This window comes from Dokdonella sp. (assembly GCF_019634815.1).
Lineage (GTDB): Bacteria > Pseudomonadota > Gammaproteobacteria > Xanthomonadales > Rhodanobacteraceae > Dokdonella_A.
Genome location: NZ_JAHCAP010000016.1, coordinates 62,300 through 81,710, shown reverse-complemented (window position 1 = coordinate 81,710; position 19,411 = coordinate 62,300). Strand labels below are relative to the sequence as shown.

General features: G+C 65.0%; 17 protein-coding genes, 4 tRNA genes and 2 other RNA genes. 2 read left to right on the top strand and 21 right to left on the bottom strand.

What is annotated here, in order from left to right; genetic code table 11:
* Positions 1 to 147 precede the first annotated feature (147 nt).
* The 14 genes from KF759_RS09520 to KF759_RS09455 all read right to left on the bottom strand — a co-directional run bounded on the left by KF759_RS09520 (position 148) and on the right by KF759_RS09455 (position 9,135).
* Positions 148 to 223, bottom strand: a tRNA-Thr gene (locus tag KF759_RS09520).
* A gap of 73 nt (positions 224 to 296) precedes the next feature.
* Positions 297 to 370, bottom strand: a tRNA-Gly gene (locus KF759_RS09515).
* An 88-nt stretch (positions 371 to 458) separates the two neighbouring features.
* Positions 459 to 544 (bottom strand) — tRNA-Tyr (locus KF759_RS09510).
* A gap of 739 nt (positions 545 to 1,283) precedes the next feature.
* A complete protein-coding gene (locus KF759_RS09505; protein WP_291224853.1) occupies positions 1,284 to 1,781 on the bottom strand; it encodes an acyl-CoA thioesterase in 498 nt (165 codons plus the stop codon).
* 23 nt (positions 1,782 to 1,804) lie between these two features.
* Positions 1,805 to 2,896: a redox-regulated ATPase YchF gene (gene ychF, locus KF759_RS09500; RefSeq protein WP_291224851.1), complete on the bottom strand. Its 1,092-nt coding sequence runs from the start codon at positions 2,894 to 2,896 to the stop codon at positions 1,805 to 1,807.
* A 108-nt stretch (positions 2,897 to 3,004) separates the two neighbouring features.
* Entirely contained in the window at positions 3,005 to 3,583 is a 579-nt protein-coding gene (pth, locus tag KF759_RS09495) for an aminoacyl-tRNA hydrolase (RefSeq protein ID WP_291224849.1), read from the bottom strand.
* Positions 3,584 to 3,706: 123 nt separating this feature from the next.
* A complete protein-coding gene (locus KF759_RS09490; RefSeq protein WP_291224847.1) occupies positions 3,707 to 4,381 on the bottom strand; it encodes a 50S ribosomal protein L25/general stress protein Ctc in 675 nt (224 codons plus the stop codon).
* 96 nt (positions 4,382 to 4,477) lie between these two features.
* On the bottom strand, positions 4,478 to 5,422 hold the full coding sequence (locus KF759_RS09485) for a ribose-phosphate diphosphokinase (protein ID WP_291224860.1): 945 nt from the start codon (positions 5,420 to 5,422) through the stop codon (positions 4,478 to 4,480).
* Between the two features lie 79 nt (positions 5,423 to 5,501).
* Positions 5,502 to 5,633: non-coding RNA, RtT sRNA (locus KF759_RS09480), on the bottom strand.
* A 13-nt stretch (positions 5,634 to 5,646) separates the two neighbouring features.
* Positions 5,647 to 5,778, bottom strand: a non-coding RNA gene (locus KF759_RS09475) — RtT sRNA.
* A gap of 10 nt (positions 5,779 to 5,788) precedes the next feature.
* Positions 5,789 to 5,863, bottom strand: a tRNA-Gln gene (locus KF759_RS09470).
* 73 nt (positions 5,864 to 5,936) lie between these two features.
* Complete coding sequence (gene ispE / locus KF759_RS09465) at positions 5,937 to 6,821, bottom strand: 4-(cytidine 5'-diphospho)-2-C-methyl-D-erythritol kinase (RefSeq protein WP_291224845.1); 885 nt, start codon at positions 6,819 to 6,821, stop codon at positions 5,937 to 5,939.
* The gene (lolB, locus tag KF759_RS09460; RefSeq protein WP_291224844.1) at positions 6,818 to 7,423 is read right to left on the bottom strand and encodes a lipoprotein insertase outer membrane protein LolB; all 606 of its coding nucleotides are present in this window, start codon (positions 7,421 to 7,423) and stop codon (positions 6,818 to 6,820) included. Before lolB ends, ispE begins: the two co-directional genes overlap by 4 nt.
* Positions 7,420 to 9,135 (bottom strand): tetratricopeptide repeat protein, encoded by a 1,716-nt coding sequence (locus tag KF759_RS09455; protein WP_291224843.1) that lies wholly within the window; start codon positions 9,133 to 9,135, stop codon positions 7,420 to 7,422. Before KF759_RS09455 ends, lolB begins: the two co-directional genes overlap by 4 nt.
* A 162-nt stretch (positions 9,136 to 9,297) precedes the next feature.
* Here KF759_RS09455 and hemA point away from each other — a divergent pair, with 162 nt between their 5' ends.
* Positions 9,298 to 10,575, top strand: a complete 1,278-nt coding sequence (gene hemA / locus KF759_RS09450) for a glutamyl-tRNA reductase (RefSeq protein ID WP_291224841.1) — start codon at positions 9,298 to 9,300, stop codon at positions 10,573 to 10,575.
* 77 nt (positions 10,576 to 10,652) lie between these two features.
* Positions 10,653 to 11,735 (top strand): peptide chain release factor 1, encoded by a 1,083-nt coding sequence (gene prfA / locus KF759_RS09445; RefSeq protein WP_291224839.1) that lies wholly within the window; start codon positions 10,653 to 10,655, stop codon positions 11,733 to 11,735.
* Between the two features lies 1 nt (position 11,736).
* On the opposite strand, the gene KF759_RS09440 is transcribed toward prfA, so the two are convergent.
* The 7 genes from KF759_RS09440 to map form a co-directional block, all read right to left on the bottom strand.
* A complete protein-coding gene (locus KF759_RS09440; RefSeq protein WP_291224837.1) occupies positions 11,737 to 12,465 on the bottom strand; it encodes an energy transducer TonB in 729 nt (242 codons plus the stop codon).
* 179 nt (positions 12,466 to 12,644) lie between these two features.
* Positions 12,645 to 13,370 (bottom strand): energy transducer TonB, encoded by a 726-nt coding sequence (locus KF759_RS09435; RefSeq protein ID WP_291224835.1) that lies wholly within the window; start codon positions 13,368 to 13,370, stop codon positions 12,645 to 12,647.
* 58 nt (positions 13,371 to 13,428) lie between these two features.
* A complete protein-coding gene (gene dapE / locus KF759_RS09430; RefSeq protein ID WP_291224833.1) occupies positions 13,429 to 14,604 on the bottom strand; it encodes a succinyl-diaminopimelate desuccinylase in 1,176 nt (391 codons plus the stop codon).
* The gene (locus tag KF759_RS09425; RefSeq protein WP_291224831.1) at positions 14,597 to 14,974 is read right to left on the bottom strand and encodes a Spx/MgsR family RNA polymerase-binding regulatory protein; all 378 of its coding nucleotides are present in this window, start codon (positions 14,972 to 14,974) and stop codon (positions 14,597 to 14,599) included. Before KF759_RS09425 ends, dapE begins: the two co-directional genes overlap by 8 nt.
* Positions 14,975 to 14,976: 2 nt before the next feature.
* The gene (gene dapD, locus KF759_RS09420; RefSeq protein ID WP_291224829.1) at positions 14,977 to 15,792 is read right to left on the bottom strand and encodes a 2,3,4,5-tetrahydropyridine-2,6-dicarboxylate N-succinyltransferase; all 816 of its coding nucleotides are present in this window, start codon (positions 15,790 to 15,792) and stop codon (positions 14,977 to 14,979) included.
* Positions 15,779 to 18,436: a [protein-PII] uridylyltransferase gene (glnD, locus tag KF759_RS09415; protein WP_291224827.1), complete on the bottom strand. Its 2,658-nt coding sequence runs from the start codon at positions 18,434 to 18,436 to the stop codon at positions 15,779 to 15,781. Before glnD ends, dapD begins: the two co-directional genes overlap by 14 nt.
* A gap of 2 nt (positions 18,437 to 18,438) precedes the next feature.
* Complete coding sequence (gene map, locus KF759_RS09410; protein WP_291224826.1) at positions 18,439 to 19,206, bottom strand: type I methionyl aminopeptidase; 768 nt, start codon at positions 19,204 to 19,206, stop codon at positions 18,439 to 18,441.
* Positions 19,207 to 19,411 lie beyond the last annotated feature (205 nt).

Sequence of the window (19,411 nt, the reverse complement as noted above, 5' to 3'; positions counted from 1 at the left end):
GACCGATCGTGCCCACGTTCACGTGCGGCTTCTTGCGCTCGAATTTTTCCTTCGACATGGCATCAACCTCTGATGAGACTCTCTTGGAAATTGCGACCGCAAAAGGTCGCCGCTTGCACCACACGCCCGTCAAGGGGCGCACGAATCTGGTGCTCACGACTGGAATCGAACCAGTGACCTCCTCCTTACCAAGGAGGTGCTCTACCGACTGAGCTACGTGAGCGTGAACTTGAACTGCCTTCCGTGGCGGCAAGGCACCAGCATCCGGGCTGGACCCTTGAACTGGAGCCACTCAATGGAGCGGGAGACGGGAATCGAACCCGCGCTAGTAGCTTGGAAGGCTACAGTTCTACCATTGAACTACTCCCGCGCTGCATTGCGGTTTGAAGCTTCCAGTGCCGGCATCGGTGTTGGGTGGGTCGAATCCACCTCTTTCGATGCCTTGCACATTCTGAAACTGGTGGAGGGAGGTGGATTCGAACCACCGAAGGCGTAAGCCAGCAGATTTACAGTCTGCCCCCGTTGGCCGCTTGGGTATCCCTCCGGAAATCTCTTTCGTTCCTGCCGTTGTCGCCCGTCCTGCCCATCTCCCTGATGTCGCTGCGCGCCACCGGGAGGTGGATGACTCCGGGCTTCCTGCCCTGCGCCCCTTGCGAGGCCGCGCCGCTTTCGCGTCGCGTTCAAATTCGTTCCGGACGAATTTGTCGAACCACCGAAGGCGTAAGCCAGCAGATTTACAGTCTGCCCCCGTTGGCCGCTTGGGTATCCCTCCGGAAACTTTTCAATTGTCTTTGCAGCACCCGAGCTTCCGGCCAACCCTCGGCAGCGCTGCGCGCCGCAGGGAGGTGGATGACTCCGGGCTTCCTGCCCTGCGCCCCTTGCGGGGCCGCGCCGCTTTCGCGTCGCGTTCAAATTCGTTCCAGACGAATTTGTCGAACCACCGAAGGCGTAAGCCAGCAGATTTACAGTCTGCCCCCGTTGGCCGCTTGGGTATCCCTCCGGAAACTTTTCAATTGTCTTTGCAGCACCCGAGTTTCCGGCCAACCCTCGGCAGCGCTTCGCGCCGCAGGGAGGTGGATGACTCCGGGCTTCCTGCCCTGCGCCCCTTGCGGGGCCGCGCCGCTTTCGCGTCGCGTTCAAATTCGTTCAAGACAAATTTATCGAACCACCGAAGGTGCATGCCTCGAGAGTGCCCCGAGGCGAGCCGCGCATTGTCCTGTCTGGGCGACGGCAGTGTCAAGGCTCAACAGGCCTCGAAGGTCATCTCCAGCCATTCGAATCGCTCAGGTCGGAGATGCCGGATCGGCGCGGAATCGGCTGACCTCGGATTCCATCGCCTGCGACAGCTCCTGCAGGCGTCCGGCAAAATCGGCCAGACGGCGATCCTCGTCGCTCACCGGAGTCCATGCAGGGACCGGGGTCGGCTTGCCATCGGGCGCATCCAGAGCCACGAACATCACGATGCAACTGGTTGCCCGACGTGAATGCGTGGTCTTGAGATCCCGCGCGATCACATCCACCGCAAACTGCATGCTCGATCGCCCGGTATGGATGAGTTTGCAGCGCACGGTCACGAGATCGCCGATCAGGATCGGCTCGACGAACTGGATGCCGCCCACCGCCACCGTCACGCAGTACCTGCCACTCCAGCCGACCGCGGCTGCATAGCCGGCCTGATCAATCCATTTCATCACCATGCCGCCGTGAACCTTGCCGCCGAAGTTGACATCGGTCGGCTCGGCCAGGAATCGGAACTCGAGTTCGCGTTGTTGTCCCGGCATGTCAGCCTCCAGATTGCAGGCGATCAGACGTTGAAGCGGAAATGCAGCACATCGCCTTCCTGCACGATGTACTCCTTGCCTTCCAGCCGCAAGCGGCCGGCATCGCGCGCGCCAGCTTCGCCCTTGTACTTGATGTAGTCATCGTAGGCGATGGTTTCGGCGCGAATGAAGCCGCGTTCGAAATCAGTGTGGATCACGCCTGCAGCCTGTGGCGCGGTGGCCCCCTTGCGTACCTGCCAGGCGCGCACTTCCTTCTCACCCGCAGTGAAGTAGGTCTGCAGACCGAGCAGCTTGTAGCCGGCGCGGATGACTCGATTCAACCCCGGCTCGTCCAGCCCCAGATCCTTGAGGAATTCGTCACGATCGGCCTCTTCGAGCTGGGCCATCTCCTCTTCGATCGCAGCACAGACGGGTACGACTTCAGCGCCTTCCTGCGCGGCACGCTCACGCACGCGATCCAGATGCGGGTTGTTTTCGAACCCTTCCTCGCGCACGTTGGCGATGTACATCAGCGGCTTGAGCGTGAGCAGAAACAGGTCGCGCACCTGCGCCTTCTCCTCCTCGTCCAGACCCAAGCTGCGTGCGACACGACCTTCATTGAGCCCGGCAGCCAGCTTCTGCAACACCGGCCTTTTCGCCATTGCTTCCTTGTCATTGGCCTTGGCGGCACGCTCGACGCGCGCCAGCGCCTTGTCGACCGACTCCAGATCGGCCAGCGCGAGCTCGGTATCGATGGTCTCGATGTCGGCGATCGGATCGACCTTGCCGGCCACGTGAACGATGTCGTCGTGTTCGAAACAACGCACCACATGGGCAATCGCATCGACCTCGCGGATGTGGGCGAGAAACTTGTTGCCCAGGCCTTCACCCTTGGAGGCGCCGGCGACCAGCCCGGCGATGTCGACGAACTCGATCGAGGTGGGAATGATCTTGAGCGGCTTGGCGATCCCCGCCAGCGCCGCCAGGCGCGGGTCGGGCACCGGCACCACGCCCACGTTCGGCTCAATCGTGCAGAAAGGAAAATTCGCCGCGGCAATGCCGGCGTTGGTCAGCGCGTTGAAAAGAGTCGACTTGCCGACGTTCGGCAGACCGACGATGCCGCATCTGATGCCCATGCTTGAATTCCGGAAAAGGTGAAGTCGGGAAACGGGAATCGTGGATCGGGAATGGGGCAGATCAAATGGCAGGCAATGCCATGACCATCGCCGCAATCCGAATTCAGACTACCCGCTGGTGTGCAACTGTTTCATTGCCGCATCGAATTGGCCCCGCACCGCCAGCGGCAACACTTCGAGAGCAGCGCCGATCGCGTTCAGGATCGCTTCCTCGTCCATCGCCGACGGCCTGCCTAGTACCCAACTGGTCACGCGATCCTTGTGCCCGGGATGTCCGATGCCAATGCGCAGCCGGTGAAACTTGCCGTGGCCGATATGCGCAAACAGGTCGCGCAGGCCGTTCTGGCCACCATGTCCGCCGTCGAATTTGAGACGGGCGACGCCCGGCGGCAGATCGAGATCATCGTGGACGACGAGCATCTCCTCGGGCTCGATCTTCCAGTAACGCAGCGCGGCGCCCACCGCGATGCCGCTCGCATTCATGAATGTATTGGGCTTGAGCAGCCACACCGGCTCGCCATCGAGCACGAGCCTGGCGGTCTGGGCGCGCAGCTTGGCTTCGATGCCGAAACCCAGGCTTTCGCGTCGCGCCAGGGCATCGACAAACCAGAAGCCCGCGTTGTGGCGCGTGCGCAAGTGGTCGACGCCGGGATTGCCAAGGCCGACGATGAGGCGAAGGGGCGCCATGACGTGCGAGAAAACCAACCGGTCGGATCACATGCCGGATGCGGCGGCGAAAACGGCGCGGAACCGGTGGTTCCGCGCGTCCGGACATCGCCGGCAAACGGCATGCGCCGATGCCGGCAGGAATTACTTCTTCTCGTCCTTTTTCGCCGGAGCCGCCGCCGCGGCCGGAGCCGCCGCTGCCGCATCACCTTCGGCAGCTGGCGCCGCCTCGACTTCCTCACGCATTTCCTTGGCCACGACCACGGCGTGGTCATGTTCCTTGCCAAAGCGCAGGTCGGGGATTTCCACGCCCTTGGGCAGCTTGAGATCGGACGTGTGCACGATGTCACCGACCTTGAGTGCAGACAGGTCGACTTCGATGTACTCCGGCAGGTCCTTGGGCAGGCAGGAGATTTCGATGTCGGTCAGCTCACGCATGATCACCACGCCCGAGGTCTTGCCCGCTGGCGAGACTTCCTGATTGAGGAAGTGCAACGGCACGCGCAGGCGCAGCGCTTCATTCTCGTTGACGCGCTGGAAATCCAGATGCATCACGATCTGCTTGTATGGATGGCGCTGCATGTCACGCAGCAACACCTTCTGCACGTCGCCGCCCAGGCTCAGGTCGAGGATCGACGAATAGAACCACTCGTTCTGGCTCGCGTGCCAGACCGACTTGTGCTCGATCTGGATGCTGACCGGAGCCAGTTCACCACCGTAAACGATGGCGGGAACGAAACCAGCGCGACGCAGGCGGCGGCTCGCACCCTTGCCCTCGTCGTTGCGCCGTTCAACCTTGATTTCATGAGTCTTGGCCATTTCAAATTGCCTTCTTGCAGTAAAACCGCCTCGCGGCGGCGATGATGCTCCCCCGCGACCAGGAGAGCGGTTGAGAGCCGGAAAAACCCGGCTCCGTCAATCCACGTACAACGAACTCACCGACTCGCCGAAGGCGATGCGCCGGATCGTTTCCGCGAGCAACTCGGCAACCGAGAGCTGGCGAATGCGCGTGCAGTTGCGTGCATCCTCACGCAACGGAATCGTGTCGGTGACCACCAACTCGTCGAGCACCGAATTCTCCAGGTTGGAGATTGCTGCGCCCGACAGCACCGGATGCGTGCAGTAAGCCACCACCTTGCGCGCCCCATTCCTCTTGAGCGCCGCTGCCGCCGCACACAGGGTGCCGGCCGTATCGACGATGTCATCGACAAGCACGCACACCTTGCCCTTGACCTCGCCGATGATGTTCATCACCGTCGCCTCGTTGGCACGCGGACGGCGCTTGTCGATGATCGCCAAGTCCGCATCGTCGAGCCGCTTGGCGACCGCGCGTGCACGCGCCACGCCACCGACATCGGGCGACACCACGATCAACTCACCCTTGGCGTAGTAATGCCGCCAGATGTCGGCGAGCAACACTGGCGAGGCATACACGTTGTCGAGCGGCACGTCGAAAAACCCCTGGATCTGATCCGCATGCAAGTCGACCGTGAGCACCCGGTCGGTGCCGACCACGCCGATCATCTGCGCTGCGACCTTTGCCGTGATCGGCACGCGCGCCGAACGCGGGCGCCGATCCTGACGCGCATAACCCAGATACGGAATCACCGCGGTCACACTGGCCGCCGAGGCGCGCTTGAGCGCATCCACCAGCGCCAGCAATTCCATGAAATTGTCGGCGGTCGGTGCGCAGGTCGACTGGATCACGAACACGTCCTGCAGACGCACGTTTTCCTCGATCTCGATCTGCACTTCGCCGTCACTGAAGCGCCCGACCAACGCCTTGCCCAGCGGCATGCTGAGCTTCTCGCAGATCGCACCTGCCAGCGCGCGATGCGCATTGCCGGCGAAGACGAGCATTCCCGATGTATCCACCTTGGTCTCCATCGCAGCGCAACGCTGTCATCGATTTCAGCAATTAGAAAAGACCAAGCAAACTTGGCTGGGGCGGCAGGATGACTTCGGGCTTCCTGCCCTTCGCCCTTCGGGCCAGCGGCTGCGCCGCTGTTTCCAATCCGCTCCTGCGGATCAGTCGAACCTGCGTTCTCATCCTGCCATCCAGGCTCTTGCTGCTCCATCAAGCTTGGCTGGGGCGGCAGGATGACTTCGGGCTTCCTGCCCTTCGCCCTTCGGGCCAGCGGCTGCGCCGCTGTTTCCGATCCGCTCCTGCGGATCGGTCGAACCTGCGTTCTCATCCTGCCGACCAAACTTGCCATTCCTTCGATTTGGCTGGGGCGGCAGGATTCGAACCTGCGAATGCCGGGATCAAAACCCGGTGCCTTACCACTTGGCGACGCCCCAATATCCGAGCTGATCCGGGCTTCCTGCCCGGCCTGCATGCAAACGGTCACGGCAAAGCCGCGCCACGTCTGTCTCACTGCCCCTTGGCCTGCCAATCGCGAAGGCAGGTCATCAAGGGTGATTCATTCACGCCACACGCAGCGATGCCACGCATTCCCGCAGGAACCTCGTTGACGATTCGCCGCGCCGCCTCTTCACTGTTCACTGCCGTGAAGATGCAGCCGCCCGAACCACTCAGTCGTGCCTGACCATGCTGGCCGAGCCAATCCAGAGCGCTTGCGACGCGGGGATAGCGCGTGCGCACGACCGGCTCGAACGCGTTGACGGTCGATTCGCCTGCAAGGAAACGGGGAATTGTCAGTTGCGGCGCAGCACGTGTCAATTCCGGGGCCGCAAAAAGTTCAGCGGTTGGCACGCTCGCGCCGGGGTCGACGATCACGTACCAAGGCTCCGGCAAGGCCAGCTCCGTGAGCGCTTCGCCGATGCCTTCGGCCCAGGCGCTGTGCCCACGCACGAACACCGGCACGTCGGCTCCGAGGCCAAGCCCGATGCGGGCCAACGACTCTGCATCCAGGCCGCAGCCCCACAGCGCATTCAGGCCAACCAGAGTGGTGGCAGCATCGGAACTGCCACCGCCGAGGCCGCCGCCGAGCGGGATCCGCTTGAGGATGCCGATATCTGCCCCGAGTCTGCAGCCGCTGGCCTCGCGCAGTGCCTGAGCAGCGCGGACCACCAGATCGGCTGCTTCGGGAATGCCGGGCAAGGGATCGTGGCGATGGATCTGCCCGTCGCTGCGCACGCGCAGACTGATTTCATCGCCCCAATCGAGCAACTGGAAGGCAGTCTGCAGCAGGTGGTACCCGTCGGCACGCCGACCCACGATGTGCAGGAACAGGTTGAGTTTGGCCGGCGCCGACCACGTGCTCCAGGCATCGCCGGCCGTGCTGACGCGAGTCATGGCTGCCAGCGACGGATCGCCAGGCGCACGCGCCGTTCGCCCTGACTGGCAAACACGCGGCGCGGCAGCGGCGGCGACTGCGCCAGATCGTAATCGCCATAGCGGATCGTCCAGCCGTCTTGCTCGATCTGCGCGGGCAGTCCTTGCGCGTCGAACTGCATATTCGCCGTACCCGGCGCACGTACGGCGCGCACCCAGTCGACGAGTTGGGCGAACGGCACCTGCCAGCCGACTTCGCGCCGCAACAATTCGGCCGGATCGCCGCCACGAATGGCCGCGTCGCGCAATCCTTCCAGCTCGGCGCCCTGCGCATCGCCCGACAGCACCCAGGTCTTGCCCGTGACCGGCGCGTGCACGGTGAATCGAAAGACCGCGCCGTCCTGCTGCCACTGCAGCGAGCCACTGCCGCTGTCGCGCCCGTCGCTGACGCCCAGTCGCCCTTCCAGCGTCCAGCGCGTGTGCTGTGCCAATGCTTGTTCGCGCAACTCCTGCGCAGCCAGCATCCGGGCGTTCGCGGGAATCTGACGCGTGGGCGAGGTCACGCAGCCGGCGAGCAGCATGATTCCGATCGCCGCCAACAACCGAATTGACCATCGCTTCATCGGGTCAAGCGCTCGATGGTTTCGACCAGAACCTTGCTCTTGGCGTTCTTCTTGCGCGCTTCGTCCCAGATCCGCCGCGCTTCGGCGTGCTCACCCTTCATCCACAGCACCTCGCCCAGATGCGCGGCAATGTCGGCATCGGGCTGCTTCTTGTAGGCGCGCCGCAGCTCGCCGAGCGCGGCATCGAGATCACCAAGGCGATAGCGCACCCAGCCCATGCTGTCGATGATCGCCGGTTCTTCGGGTTTGAGCTCGAGCGCGCGCTTGATCAGCTCGAAGGCCTCACGCTGGCGACTGGCATCGTCCTTGGAGTGATCGCTGATCGTGTAGCCCAGCGCATTGAGCGCCTCGGCGTTGTCGGGATGCTGCTGCACGATCGCACGCAAATCGCGCTCGCCAGCGGCCACCTCGCCGTGCTCGATCGAGAACAGCGCCCGCGCATAGCGCACGCGCGCATCGTCGGGCAGCGCCGCGAGCGCCTGCGTGTAGACCGCCAGCGCATCGGCCGTGCGGTCACGCTTTCCAAGCAGATCGGCTTGCAGCAACCAAACCTCGCGCTGCTGTTCAGGCTCGCCATTGACCGTCGTCGCCAGACGCTGCAGCACCTTGAGCGCCTCGTCCAGGCGATCGGACTGCTCGAGCACGATCGCCAGCCGCTGCTGGGCTTCGAAATAGTGGTCGTCGCGCTCGCTGATCGCCCGATACCAATCGATCGCGGCGGGGCGCTTTTCCATGAGTTCGGCGAGCTGCCCCAGAAGCAGCAGGCGTGCGCCATCGCGCGCCCCCTTGTCGGCAAGCACTTCCCGATACAGGGCGCCGAGCAAGGTCTTGTCGTCGGCCCGTGCGGCATAGGCGGCACGCGCGGCGAAGGTCGTCTGATCCTGCGGTCCGCCGGCCAGGATCAGGGCGGCGCCCCGCGCATCTTCGGCCTTTCCCAGCACCGCCGCGTAACCGCTGCGCAGGCGCTTGCTCGCGGGAAAACGCGCAATGGCTTGCGCAAAGACCGTGCGCGCACGCGGCAGGTCGTCGCTGGCTGCGGCAAGGCTGCCGCTCCAGGCATAGGCATCTTCACCATGAAAGCGGTCGACGGCCGCATCGGCCAACCGCCGCGCATAGGACTTGTCACCGAGCTTGAAGGCAAGCTGGCTCACCGCGACGGCATTGCTTTCCTTGCTCCCCACATGGTCGGCCGGAGCCAGTCGCGCCAATACCACGGCCGCCGCGAGCTTGTCGGGCGCATTGAGCAGGGTCTGCGCGATCAGGCGCCAGGCCTTGTCGTCACCGCTGGCAAGCAGCGCCTGCAGGTCCCCGACCGCATCGTTCGTCCGCCCTTCGCCCAGTGCAATCCAGGCCTTGGACTGGGCAATCCCCGGCGCCTGCGGCGCGAGCACCTGCCAGCGCGCCAGTGCGTGCCGGGCCAGGGCCCAATCCTTGTGAGCGAGCGCGAGCTGGGTCGCTTCCTCGGCCAGAGCCGGGTCGTCCGACAGGGTCGCAGCATCGGCAAACCCCGCCGCAGCGGTGGCGAGGTCATCGTTCTGCAGGGCGAACTGCGCCGCGAGCAGCTTGGCGAGCAGGTCGTGCCCGGAATCCACCGGTTGCATGAGCGACTGCGTCGACGCCGGCGCCACCGCATCGGACCGCGTGGGCGCGTGACTCGCACAGGCTGCAAGGGTCGACAACGCAAGCACACAGGCGCCGCGCGACAGGGTCATCAGGGAAGGAATGAATCGCATGCAAAGCCTTGTCTTGCTTGATATCGGAGTCCCGCAACCGCACAATTCGAACTGCTGTCGCAAGCGCTGTTAGCTTAGCCGATCCAGCGCGGTCGTCTTGGCGCGAGCCAAAGCGCCGCAGCGCATCACACAGACCCACTCATGGCGCTGATTGCCCTCGGACTCAATCACCAGACTGCCCCCGTCGCCCTGCGCGAGCGCGTGGCCTTTGCGGCCGACGCGACCGGCGCGGCGCTGGTTGCACTGGCCGCGCGGCCCGGGGTCAGCGAGGCGGCGATTCTGTCGACCTGCAACCGCACCGAGCTGTACTGCACGGTCGAAGCCGGCGCCGAGCACGTGCCCGGCGACTGGCTCAACCAGCACCACAACCTGACCCGCGCGCGCATCGACGAGTTCCTCTATCGCCACGCCGATGCCGATGCGGTGCGCCACCTGTTCCGCGTTGCCACCGGACTGGAGTCGATGGTGCTCGGCGAGCCGCAGATCCTCGGCCAGGTCAAGGACGCCTGGACGCTCGCCCGCGATGCGCACACGCTCAAGTCGCCGCTCGACCGCCTGTTCCAGAACACCTTCTCGGTCGCCAAGCGCGTGCGTTCGGATACGCGCATCGGTGCCAATCCGGTGTCGGTCGCGTTCACCGCGGTGCGTCTGGCCGAACGCGTATTCGCCGACCTCTCGCAGGCCTGCGTGCTGTTGATCGGCGCCGGCGAAATGATCGAACTGGCCGCACGGCATCTCGGCGAGACGCGCGTGCGGCGCCTGATCGTCGCCAACCGCACGCTCGACAACGCGCAGACGCTGGCCACTCGCTGCGGCGGTTACGCGATCGCGCTGGCCGATCTCGAAAAGCACCTTGCCGAAGCCGACATCGTGATTGCCTCGACCGCGAGTCGCGAGCCGATCCTGCAGCGCGCACAAGTGGAAGCGGCCATCGCGCAGCGTCGCCGCAAGCCGATGTTCCTGGTCGACATCGCCGTACCGCGCAACATCGATCCGGCGGTGGCCGAACTCGAGGACGTCTACCTCTACACCATCGACGACCTGCGCGGGATCATCGACGACAATCTGCGCTCGCGGCGCGAAGCCGCGCGCGAAGCCGAAGCGATGATCGAACTCTCGGTCGAGCATTTCATGAACTGGTGGCGCGCGCACGACGCCCACAATCCGGTCGCCGAGCTGCGCCGCAGCGCGGAACTCGATCGTGACGAAGCCTTGGCCAAGGCGCGCGCAATGCTGGCGCGCGGCAAGTCGCCCGAAGACGCGCTCGCCTTTCTCGCCCACGCACTCACCAACAAACTCATGCACGCACCCAGCGCCAACCTGCGCGCGGCCGCACTGCGCGGCGATGAGGAACTCTTGCAGGCGGCAGGCCGACTGTTCGATCTGTCAGCTCAAACCGGCAGCGGGCGCGAACGTTAGCGGCGCTGCCATTCTCGCCTGCGCCGCGCAGGCCGGTTCCGCCTGCATCCCTTCGTCCTGAGTCTTCGCGCCGACCCATGCTGCCCTCGATCCAACGCAAACTCGAACAACTGGCCGAGCGCCACGAGGAACTCGAATACCTCCTGGCCAGCGCCGAAGTGCTCGGCGATGCCAGGCGCCTGCGCGAAATCTCGCGCGAGCATGCCCAGCTCACGCCACTGCGCAATGCCTTGCGCGCGTGGAACGCAAACGAACGCGCGCTGGACGAAGCACAAGGGATGCTTGCCGATCCCGACATGAGGGAACTCGCGCAGGCCGAAATCCCCGCACTCCAGGCCGAGCGCGAGCGCCTCGAACAGGAATTGCACCGCGGGCTCGTACCCAAGGATCCGCGCGACGAGGGCAATCTGTTCCTGGAAATCCGCGCCGGCACCGGCGGCGATGAAGCGGCGATCTTCGCCGGCGACCTGTTGCGCATGTACCTGCGCTACGCCGAGCGCTGCCGCTGGAACGTCGAGATCATCTCGACCAGCGATGGCGAGCACGGCGGCTACAAGGAAGTCATCGCCCGCATCGAAGGCGAAGGCGCCTACTCGCGACTCAAGTACGAATCGGGCACCCATCGCGTGCAGCGCGTGCCGGCCACCGAATCGCAAGGGCGCATCCACACCTCGGCGGCGACCGTGGCGATCCTGCCCGAGCTCGACGAGATTGACGAGGTGCCCATCAGCGACGCCGACCTGCGCATCGACACCTTCCGCTCTTCGGGCGCGGGCGGCCAGCACGTCAACAAGACCGACTCGGCGATCCGCATCACCCACCTGCCCAGCGGCATCGTCGTCGAATGCCAGGACGAACGCAGCCAGCACAAGAACAAGGCACGCGCGATGGCCCTGCTGCGCGCGCGCCTGCTCGACGAGGCGCAATCCAAGCAGAGCGCCGCGCAGGCGGCCTCACGCAAGCTGCAGGTCGGCTCGGGCGATCGCAGCCAGCGCATCCGCACCTACAATTTCCCGCAGGGGCGCATCACCGACCACCGCATCAACCTCACGCTCTATCGCCTGCCCGAAATCATGCAGGGCGAGCTCGACGAACTCGTCGACGCGCTCACACAGGAAGATCAGACTGATCAGCTCAGGCTGCTGGCCGAGGAACGCTGAATCACAAAGCGTGCCCCGCGACATCGGACTTGAGCGAGACGGCCGGATCGAGTGCAACCGCTTCATCACCCGAGACTTTCAGCCCGTCGCTGCGACGCGACCATGTGCAGTCCCGCGGATATCTTGTACCTCGCATCGGGTTGAAGCAGAGCGGCACGAGAGCCGCGCCGGCCCGGGGGTGGCCACCGATGACCTCCGGCGCGAATTCCCAGTTCCGGACCGCATTGATGGATGCTTGCACAAAGGCTGGCGCAACTTCGGGTGCATCATCGGCAAGTGCAGCATCAAGCACCTTGCCGTCGGCACCGTATCGCACCTTGAGCACAACATAACCTTGCCGACGAGATTTCACGAACGCATCTGGATAGCGCGGCATGACGATCTTTGCGTAATAGGCACCCGTGTTCGCCTTGACCACTTTGAGCGTGTATCCATCGCCATCGTTTGGCGTGGCCTCCAGGGTGAGGCGTAAGGTCGATTCACTGGCAGCGGGTACACCATTGACCTTGCCTGGCTGAAAATACCAACTGCGAATCTCGCGCTCGATCCGATCCTGAACTTCGGCCAGCTTCGTTTCGCCGGTCCAAATGCTCGTGATCTGCCCCTGCGCATCGACCGAGATATGCCACGCCATGCGGATATGGATCGGCTCAGGTTCTTTCGCCAACGCCGCCGTGGAGAGCACCGCGAAAATCACGCTCAACATCTTGAACATTACGCCTGATTTCATGCTGATCTCCATTCCCTCGAATTCCACTGGGAAAGCGTACCAGAGTCGCGCCTCGACACGATCGAGTCCAGGTCCGCGCAGCCGATGAACACGCGTCTCGATTGCCGAGCGATGGGGGTACACGAGCGAATCCGGGCGTGATCGCCCACCCGCCCGGCACGCAATCAACGCGGGGGATCTCAGAGCCTGCGCGCAGTCACATCAACCCTGAGCTTGGCAGCGGGATCGGCGGTCACCGCGCCTCTGATCGCCGCCTTTCCGCCCGCAGGCACCCAAGGCGCGCAATCGGGCGCTTCGGAGCGGCGACTCGCTGCGGAAAAACAGATCGGCACTCTCACGGTCGCCGCGATGCCGCGACCACCCACTTTCTCGGGCAGGAACTTCCAGCGACGTACGGCATCGACCGCCGCCGTGTCGAAGTCGCGCGCGACACGCTGTGTTCCGGGCACCGCGTGCGCCGAGACCACCTTGCCCGAGGCGTCGTAGTTCGCCTCGACGACGACCAGTGCGGCAGTGTTATCCCGCAGTTCATTGATCGGGAATCTGGGTGCTCCTTGAGACCCGATGTGAATGCCACCGCCGGTGCGCACGTCATCCACACGCACCGCATATCCCTCGGCTTGCTCGTCCAGACCCACGGTGAGGTAGAGGGTGGTTTCGGTGACGGCCGGTTTGCCGTCGATCTTGCCCGGCTCGAACGTCCAGCTGCGAATTGCCCTTGCCAAGGGCTCGGCCAAGGTCGACTTGAGCTTGGTTTCCTGTTCCAGAGCCGTCACGCTGCCATCGGCAGCCAGCGTCACTCGCCAGGTGCTGTCCACGGTCGCAGGAATTTTCGAATCCGCCTGCACCTGCATGGCGGCAATGAGAACGAAGGTGGCAAGTGCAGTGGAAAAGTGCGGACGCATGGATCCTCCTTGATTCGCGAAATGGTGCGGCGAATCCCGACACTCGGCAACTCGCGTGTCAGGCGATGCTTTCGTGCAAGCGCGCCGCAATGGCACCGTAAAGCAATGGCAATCGTACCAATTCGTCCAGCGCCACGCATTCATCCACCTTGTGAATCGTCGCGTTGCAGACACCCAGTTCGACGACTTCCGCGCCGAGCGGCGCGATGAAGCGGCCGTCGGAAGTGCCGCCGCCCGTGCTCTGCTCGGGTTCGATGCCGCAGTGTTCGCGGATCGCGGCGAGCGTGGCGCGCCGCAGCGGGCCGTCCGCGGTGAGGAAGGGCTCGCCCGAGAGCCACCAGTCGATCGTGAAGTCGAGGTCATGCGCCTTGAGGATCGCTTCAGTGCGCTCGCGCAGCGACTGCGCCGTGCTCGCGGTGCCGTAGCGGAAATTGCACACCGCGCGCAGCTCGCCGGGGATCACGTTGTCGGCGCCGGTACCGGCAGTGAGGTTGGACACCTGAAACGAGGTCGGCGGAAACGCCGCATTGCCCTCATCCCAGCGCGTGGCCACGAGTTCGGACAAGGCCGGCGCGAAACGATGGATCGGGTTGTCGGCCTTGTCCGGATAGGCGACATGCCCCTGCACGCCATGTACGGTCAGGCGCGCTGTGAGCGAGCCACGGCGGCCGATGCGGATGAGATCGCCGAGTCGCTGCTTCGATGAAGGCTCGCCAACCACGCAGGCGTCGATGCGCTGGCCGCGTTCGCGGAACAGCTGCGCGACGCGCCGCACGCCGTCGACGGCCGCGCCCTCTTCGTCCGAGGTCAGCAGCAGGGCGAGCGTGCCGGCATGCCCGGGATGCTCACGCACGAAGGTTTCGAGCGCGACCACCATCGCCGCGACGCCCGACTTCATGTCGGCCGCGCCGCGCGCGAACAGTTTCCCGTCGCGGATCGTCGGTTCGAACGGCGGCGAGGACCACGCCTCGACCGGCCCGGTCGGCACCACATCGGTGTGGCCGAGGAAGACCAGCACCGGCGCGCCGCTGCCATGCGTGGCCCAGAGGTTGTCGACCGCGCCGAAGCGCAGAGGCTCGATCGCGAATCCTGCGCGTTCGAGCCGCTGCGCGATCAGCGCTTGGCAGCCCGCATCCTCGGGCGTGACCGAAACGCGTTCGAGCAGGTTGCAGGTCAGGTCAAGCACCGGCGAAGCCTGTCGCAAGCGCTGCAGTTCCGGATCGATCTCAGCCATGCGTGGCTCCGGACTTCACATCGAACAACTTCCTGAAGCCATTGTCGCTGAATCCCTGATGGACGCGACCATCGGCAAACACCAGCAAGGGCCGGCGTACCAGCGCGGGGTGCTCGCGCAGCAGCAGGGTCCATTCGGCATCGCTCCCCGGTGACTTGCGCGCGGGCGGGAGATTGCGCCAGGTCGGCGAGGCGCGATTGATGAAGGTATCCCAGCCACCGACCTGCGCCGACCAGGCCTTGAGTGATTCGGGCGCGATCTTCTGCGCACGATAATCGATGAACTGGAAGTCGATCTTGAATCGCTCAAGCCAATTGCGTGCCTTGCGGCAGGTGTCGCAATTGTCGAGCCCGTAGACGCGCACGCTCATGCTCAGGCCCGCAGCAATTCGTTGATCGAGGTCTTGGCGCGCGTCTTCGCATCGACCTGCTTGACGATGACCGCGGCATACAGGCTGTGCGAGCCATCGGCAGCCGGTAGCGAGCCGGCCACCACCACGCTACCTGCAGGCACGCGCCCGTAGCTCACCTGCCCGCTCGCACGGTCGTAGATTTTCGTCGACTGGCCGAGGAACACGCCCATGCCGATCACGCTGCCGCGCTCGACGATCACGCCCTCGACCACTTCCGAGCGCGCACCGATGAAGCAATCGTCCTCGATGATGGTCGGATTGGCCTGCAGGGGTTCGAGCACGCCGCCGATGCCGACACCGCCGGACAGGTGCACGTTCGCGCCGATCTGCGCGCAGGAGCCGACCGTAGCCCAGGTGTCGATCATGCTGCCGGCGCCGACGAAGGCGCCGATGTTGAGATAGCTCGGCATGAGCACCGCATCGCGCGCGACATGCGCACCGCGACGCACCAGCGCGCCGGGCACGATGCGCGCGCCGGTGGCGCGCAAGGTGGCCTCATCGCTGCCGGCAAAGCGCAGCGGCACCTTGTCGAATGCGGCCATCGGCCCGCCATCCATCGCGCGATTTCCATGCACGCGGAAATACAACAGCACCGCCTTCTTGATCCATTGATTGACCTGCCAGCCCGCCGCAGTCGGCTCGGCGACGCGCAGCGCGCCCGCTTCGAGCGCATCGAGGATCTCATCGAGCGCGGGGCGCAGCGCCTCAGTGGTGGCGGCATCAAGGTCGGCACGCCGCTCCCAGGCGGCTTCGATCAGGCTTTCAAGTGCTTGCATGCGGACTTCCGTTGGATTCTGTGGTGGAAACGCCGAAGGCGCGCGTCAGCGCCGCGCGCACCGCATCGCGGCCCGCCGCATCGAGCGCGCGGCCGTTGCCGTCGGTGAGCGTGAAGAAATCCTCGACGCGTTCGCCAAAGGTGGCGATGCGCGCATCGTGCACGCGCACCCGCGCCTCGCGCAACGCCTGCGCGATTTGCGCCAGCACGCCAGGGCGGTCGCTGCAGACGATCGCGAGTTGGGTCGCCGCGCCGACGTCGGCAAAGGCCAGTTGCGGCGGACTCTGGAAATGGCGCAGGCGACGCGGCAGATGGCGCCGCACCGGACGCGTGTGGAGATCGCGTGCGCCAAGCACGCGCAGCAGGGTGGCACGCAATTCCTGCGCGCGCTCGGCATCGAGCGTCGCGGAACTGCGTTCGTCGATGATCTCGAAGCCATCGAACACTCGGCCCTGCTCGGACACCAGCAGACGCGCGCGCGCCACGCCGATGCCGAGCTTGTCGAGCGTGGCCATGATCGCCGCGAACAGGCCATCGCGGTCGGGCGCACACACGAACAACTCGCTGCTGCCGCGCGCGGGCAAGGTGAAGACCGAGACGATCACCTGATCGACCGGCTGGCCGGCAATTGCGCGCGCCTGCTCGACGATCTGCTCGGCGCGCAGACGCAGGAAGGCATCATCGGGCAAGTCGGCGAGCGCTGCCGTGAGCGCGGCGGCATCGACCTCGCTTTGCAGCAGTGCCAGCACACGCTCGCGCCGCGCGGCAATCCGCTCGCTCGCATGCTGCGGGCGTTGCAGCCCGGCACGCAGTTCGTAGCGCGCAGCCACGTGCAGGTCGGCGAGCAGGCGCGCCTTCCAGCCATTCCACAATTTTGGATTGGTGCCGGCGATGTCGGCCATCGTCAGCAGATAGAGCAGATCGAGGCGCGTGCGATCGCCGACCGCGACCGCGAAGCGATGCACGACCTCGGCATCGGCGATGTCCTGCTTCTGCGCAGTCACGCTCATCAGCAGATGCTGGCGCACCAGCCAGGCCACCAGCTCGACTTCGTGCGCAGGCAGGCCAAGGCGCGTGCAGAACGCAACGGCTTCGGCTTCGCCCAGCTCGCAGTGGTCGCCGCCGCGCCCCTTGGCAATGTCATGCAGCAGCGCCGCGAGCAGCAACAGTTCGGGCTGCGACAGCGTGGCATAGACCGCATCGGCGCCCGGGAAGCGCTCGCTCGCACTGCCCTCGGCAATCGCGGCCACGTTGCGCAGCACGCGCAGCGTATGCTCATCGACCGTGTAGACATGGAACAAGTCGTACTGCATGCGCCCGACGATGCGTCGGAACGGCGGCAGCAGCGCCGCCAACACGCCGTGTCGGCTCATCCTTGCGAGCGCCTCGACCGCAACCGCACCGCGTCGCAGCAGGGCGAGGAACGCGGCCAGCACCTGCGCATCCTCGGCGAATGCCTCGTCATGTTGCGCGAGCGCCTGCTGCAGTTGTCGCATCGTCTGCGCGGCCAGTCCACGCGCCCGCGGATGATCGAGCTGGAGCGCGAACACTTCGATGATCGCGCGCGGACGATGCAGGAACAATTCGGGATCACGCGGGGCAATGCGTGCGCCAACGGCAATGAAATCCTCGTCGATTGCCGTGATCGGCGCATCGGGATCGAGCAATTCCTGGCAGCGTTCGACGAACTGCGCGCCCAGCCGCTCGACGGTCGTCGCCGCGCGGTAGTAGCCCTGCATGAACAGCTCCACGCCACGGTTGGCGATGCCCTCGTCCTCATGGCCGAGCATCTGCGCAAGGCGACGCTGATAGTCGAACAACAAGCGTTCCTCGGCGCGTCCGGCGCACAGGTGCAAGGCAAAACGGTCGCGCTGCAAGGTGGCTTGCGCATGCAGGAGCGCGTCGCGCTCGGTGGCATCGAGCAGGCCGCGGGCTGTCATCACCTCGAAATCGGCTGCGGCGGCGATGCGTCGGCCGAGCCAGCGCATGAGATCGAGCGTGCGCAGTCCGCCCGGGCCGTCCTTGAGGTTGGGCTCAAGGTTGTAGGCGGTGTCGTTGCAGCGGGCAAAGCGCGCGGCCTGCTCATCGAGCTTGGCCTGCAGATATGCGCGCGGTTGCCACAACGCATCGTGGTCAAGAATCGCGACGAGCCGGGCCGTGCTGCCGGTGAGCGCACGCGCATCGAACAGACTGGTGTAGACACTGGCATCGGCACGCGCCAGCTCGCGACATTGCGCGCTCGTGCGCACGGCATGGCCGGGCTTGAGCGAGATCGCCCACAGGCAGGCGAAGAACGCCTCCAACGCGCGCGCCTGACGCTGCAGTTCGTCTTCGTCGCCGAGCACCAGCAGATCGACATCGGAATGCGGAAACAGCACGCCGCGGCCGTAACCGCCGGTGGCAAACAAGCTGCAGCCAGAAGCATCTCCGAGGCAGGCACGCCAGACATGCAGCACCACCGCATCGACCACCTCGGCGCGTCGTGCAAGCAAGCGCGCCACCACGGCACCTTCGGCAAAGGCCGTCGCGAGCGTGCGCTCGGCATCGCCGAGCAGTTGACGCAAGGCCAGTCGCGCCGATTCGGAAACGCCACTGCGCGGCTGGGCAGGCGGCAGACGCTGCAGCGCGGGCAGCTCGGCCGCCACGCTCAGGCCGCGTCAGGCCACGGCGTGAGGATCTCGAAACCGTCGTCGGTGACGGCGAGCGTGTGCTCCCACTGCGCCGACAGCGAGTGATCCTTGGTGACCACGGTCCAGCCGTCGGGCAACAGGCGCGTGTAGGGCTTGCCGGCATTGATCATCGGTTCGATGGTGAAGGTCATGCCCTTCTGCAATTTGAGGCCGGCGCCGGGATGGCCGTAATGCAGGACCTGCGGGTCCTCGTGGTAGATCTGGCCGATGCCGTGGCCGCAGTATTCGCGCACCACCGAAAAGCCGGCGCCCTCGGCATGCCTCTGAATCGCGTGACCGATGTCACCGAGCGTCGCGCCCGGGCGCACCTGATGGATGCCCGCAAGCATCGCCTCGAGCGTGGTATCGACCAGCCGTCGTGCCAACACCGACGGGGTCCCCACGAAATACATGCGACTGGTGTCGCCGTGCCAGCCGTCCTTGATCACGGTGATGTCGATGTTGACGATGTCGCCATCCTTGAGCAGCTTGCCCGGGTTGGGAATGCCGTGGCAGATGACGTGGTTGACCGAGGTGCACAAGGTCTTGGGGAAGCCCTTGTAGCCGACGTTGGCGGGAATCGCCTTCTGCACCTTGACGATGTGCTCGTAGGCGATGCGATCCAGATCCTCGGTGCTGACGCCGGGTTTTACGTGCGGCACCAGCATTTCCAGCACTTCGGCGGCGAGGCGACCGGCCACGCGCATCTTTTCGATCTGTTCGGGAGTCTTGACGGTAACGGGCATGGCTTGTTCGATTGGGGCGGTAGCGGCTGACCGCAGCCGCGGCGGGTACGAAATCAAGGCAGCGCATTCGCTCCTGCGCTTCGGGGGCAAGGCTTGCGCTGCCGGCCATCGGATGTGCGGAGCATGCTGCCACGAGTGACACGGGTGTCGCAGTCAAGCTATAATTCTACGGTTCCGTGTCAGGACTTTCGCAAGTCATTGACCC

Excerpts from the sequence above, each read along its gene's own strand:
- ispE (WP_291224845.1), bottom strand. The coding sequence starts at position 6,821 with ATGACTCGCGTCAGCACGGCCGGCGATGCCTGGAGCACGTGGTCGGCG.
- hemA (WP_291224841.1), top strand. The coding sequence starts at position 9,298 with ATGGCGCTGATTGCCCTCGGACTCAATCACCAGACTGCCCCCGTCGCC.
- prfA (WP_291224839.1), top strand. The coding sequence starts at position 10,653 with ATGCTGCCCTCGATCCAACGCAAACTCGAACAACTGGCCGAGCGCCAC.
- KF759_RS09490 (WP_291224847.1), bottom strand. The coding sequence starts at position 4,381 with ATGGCCAAGACTCATGAAATCAAGGTTGAACGGCGCAACGACGAGGGC.
- KF759_RS09505 (WP_291224853.1), bottom strand. The coding sequence starts at position 1,781 with ATGCCGGGACAACAACGCGAACTCGAGTTCCGATTCCTGGCCGAGCCG.
- KF759_RS09440 (WP_291224837.1), bottom strand. The coding sequence starts at position 12,465 with ATGAAATCAGGCGTAATGTTCAAGATGTTGAGCGTGATTTTCGCGGTG.
- ychF (WP_291224851.1), bottom strand. The coding sequence starts at position 2,896 with ATGGGCATCAGATGCGGCATCGTCGGTCTGCCGAACGTCGGCAAGTCG.
- KF759_RS09455 (WP_291224843.1), bottom strand. The coding sequence starts at position 9,135 with ATGACCCTGTCGCGCGGCGCCTGTGTGCTTGCGTTGTCGACCCTTGCA.
- KF759_RS09485 (WP_291224860.1), bottom strand. The coding sequence starts at position 5,422 with ATGCTCGTCTTCGCCGGCAATGCGCATCGCGCGCTGGCAGGTGCGATC.
- lolB (WP_291224844.1), bottom strand. The coding sequence starts at position 7,423 with ATGAAGCGATGGTCAATTCGGTTGTTGGCGGCGATCGGAATCATGCTG.
- pth (WP_291224849.1), bottom strand. The coding sequence starts at position 3,583 with ATGGCGCCCCTTCGCCTCATCGTCGGCCTTGGCAATCCCGGCGTCGAC.
- KF759_RS09435 (WP_291224835.1), bottom strand. The coding sequence starts at position 13,370 with ATGCGTCCGCACTTTTCCACTGCACTTGCCACCTTCGTTCTCATTGCC.
- KF759_RS09425 (WP_291224831.1), bottom strand. The coding sequence starts at position 14,974 with ATGAGCGTGCGCGTCTACGGGCTCGACAATTGCGACACCTGCCGCAAG.
- dapD (WP_291224829.1), bottom strand. The coding sequence starts at position 15,792 with ATGCAAGCACTTGAAAGCCTGATCGAAGCCGCCTGGGAGCGGCGTGCC.
- map (WP_291224826.1), bottom strand. The coding sequence starts at position 19,206 with ATGCCCGTTACCGTCAAGACTCCCGAACAGATCGAAAAGATGCGCGTG.
- dapE (WP_291224833.1), bottom strand. The coding sequence starts at position 14,604 with ATGGCTGAGATCGATCCGGAACTGCAGCGCTTGCGACAGGCTTCGCCG.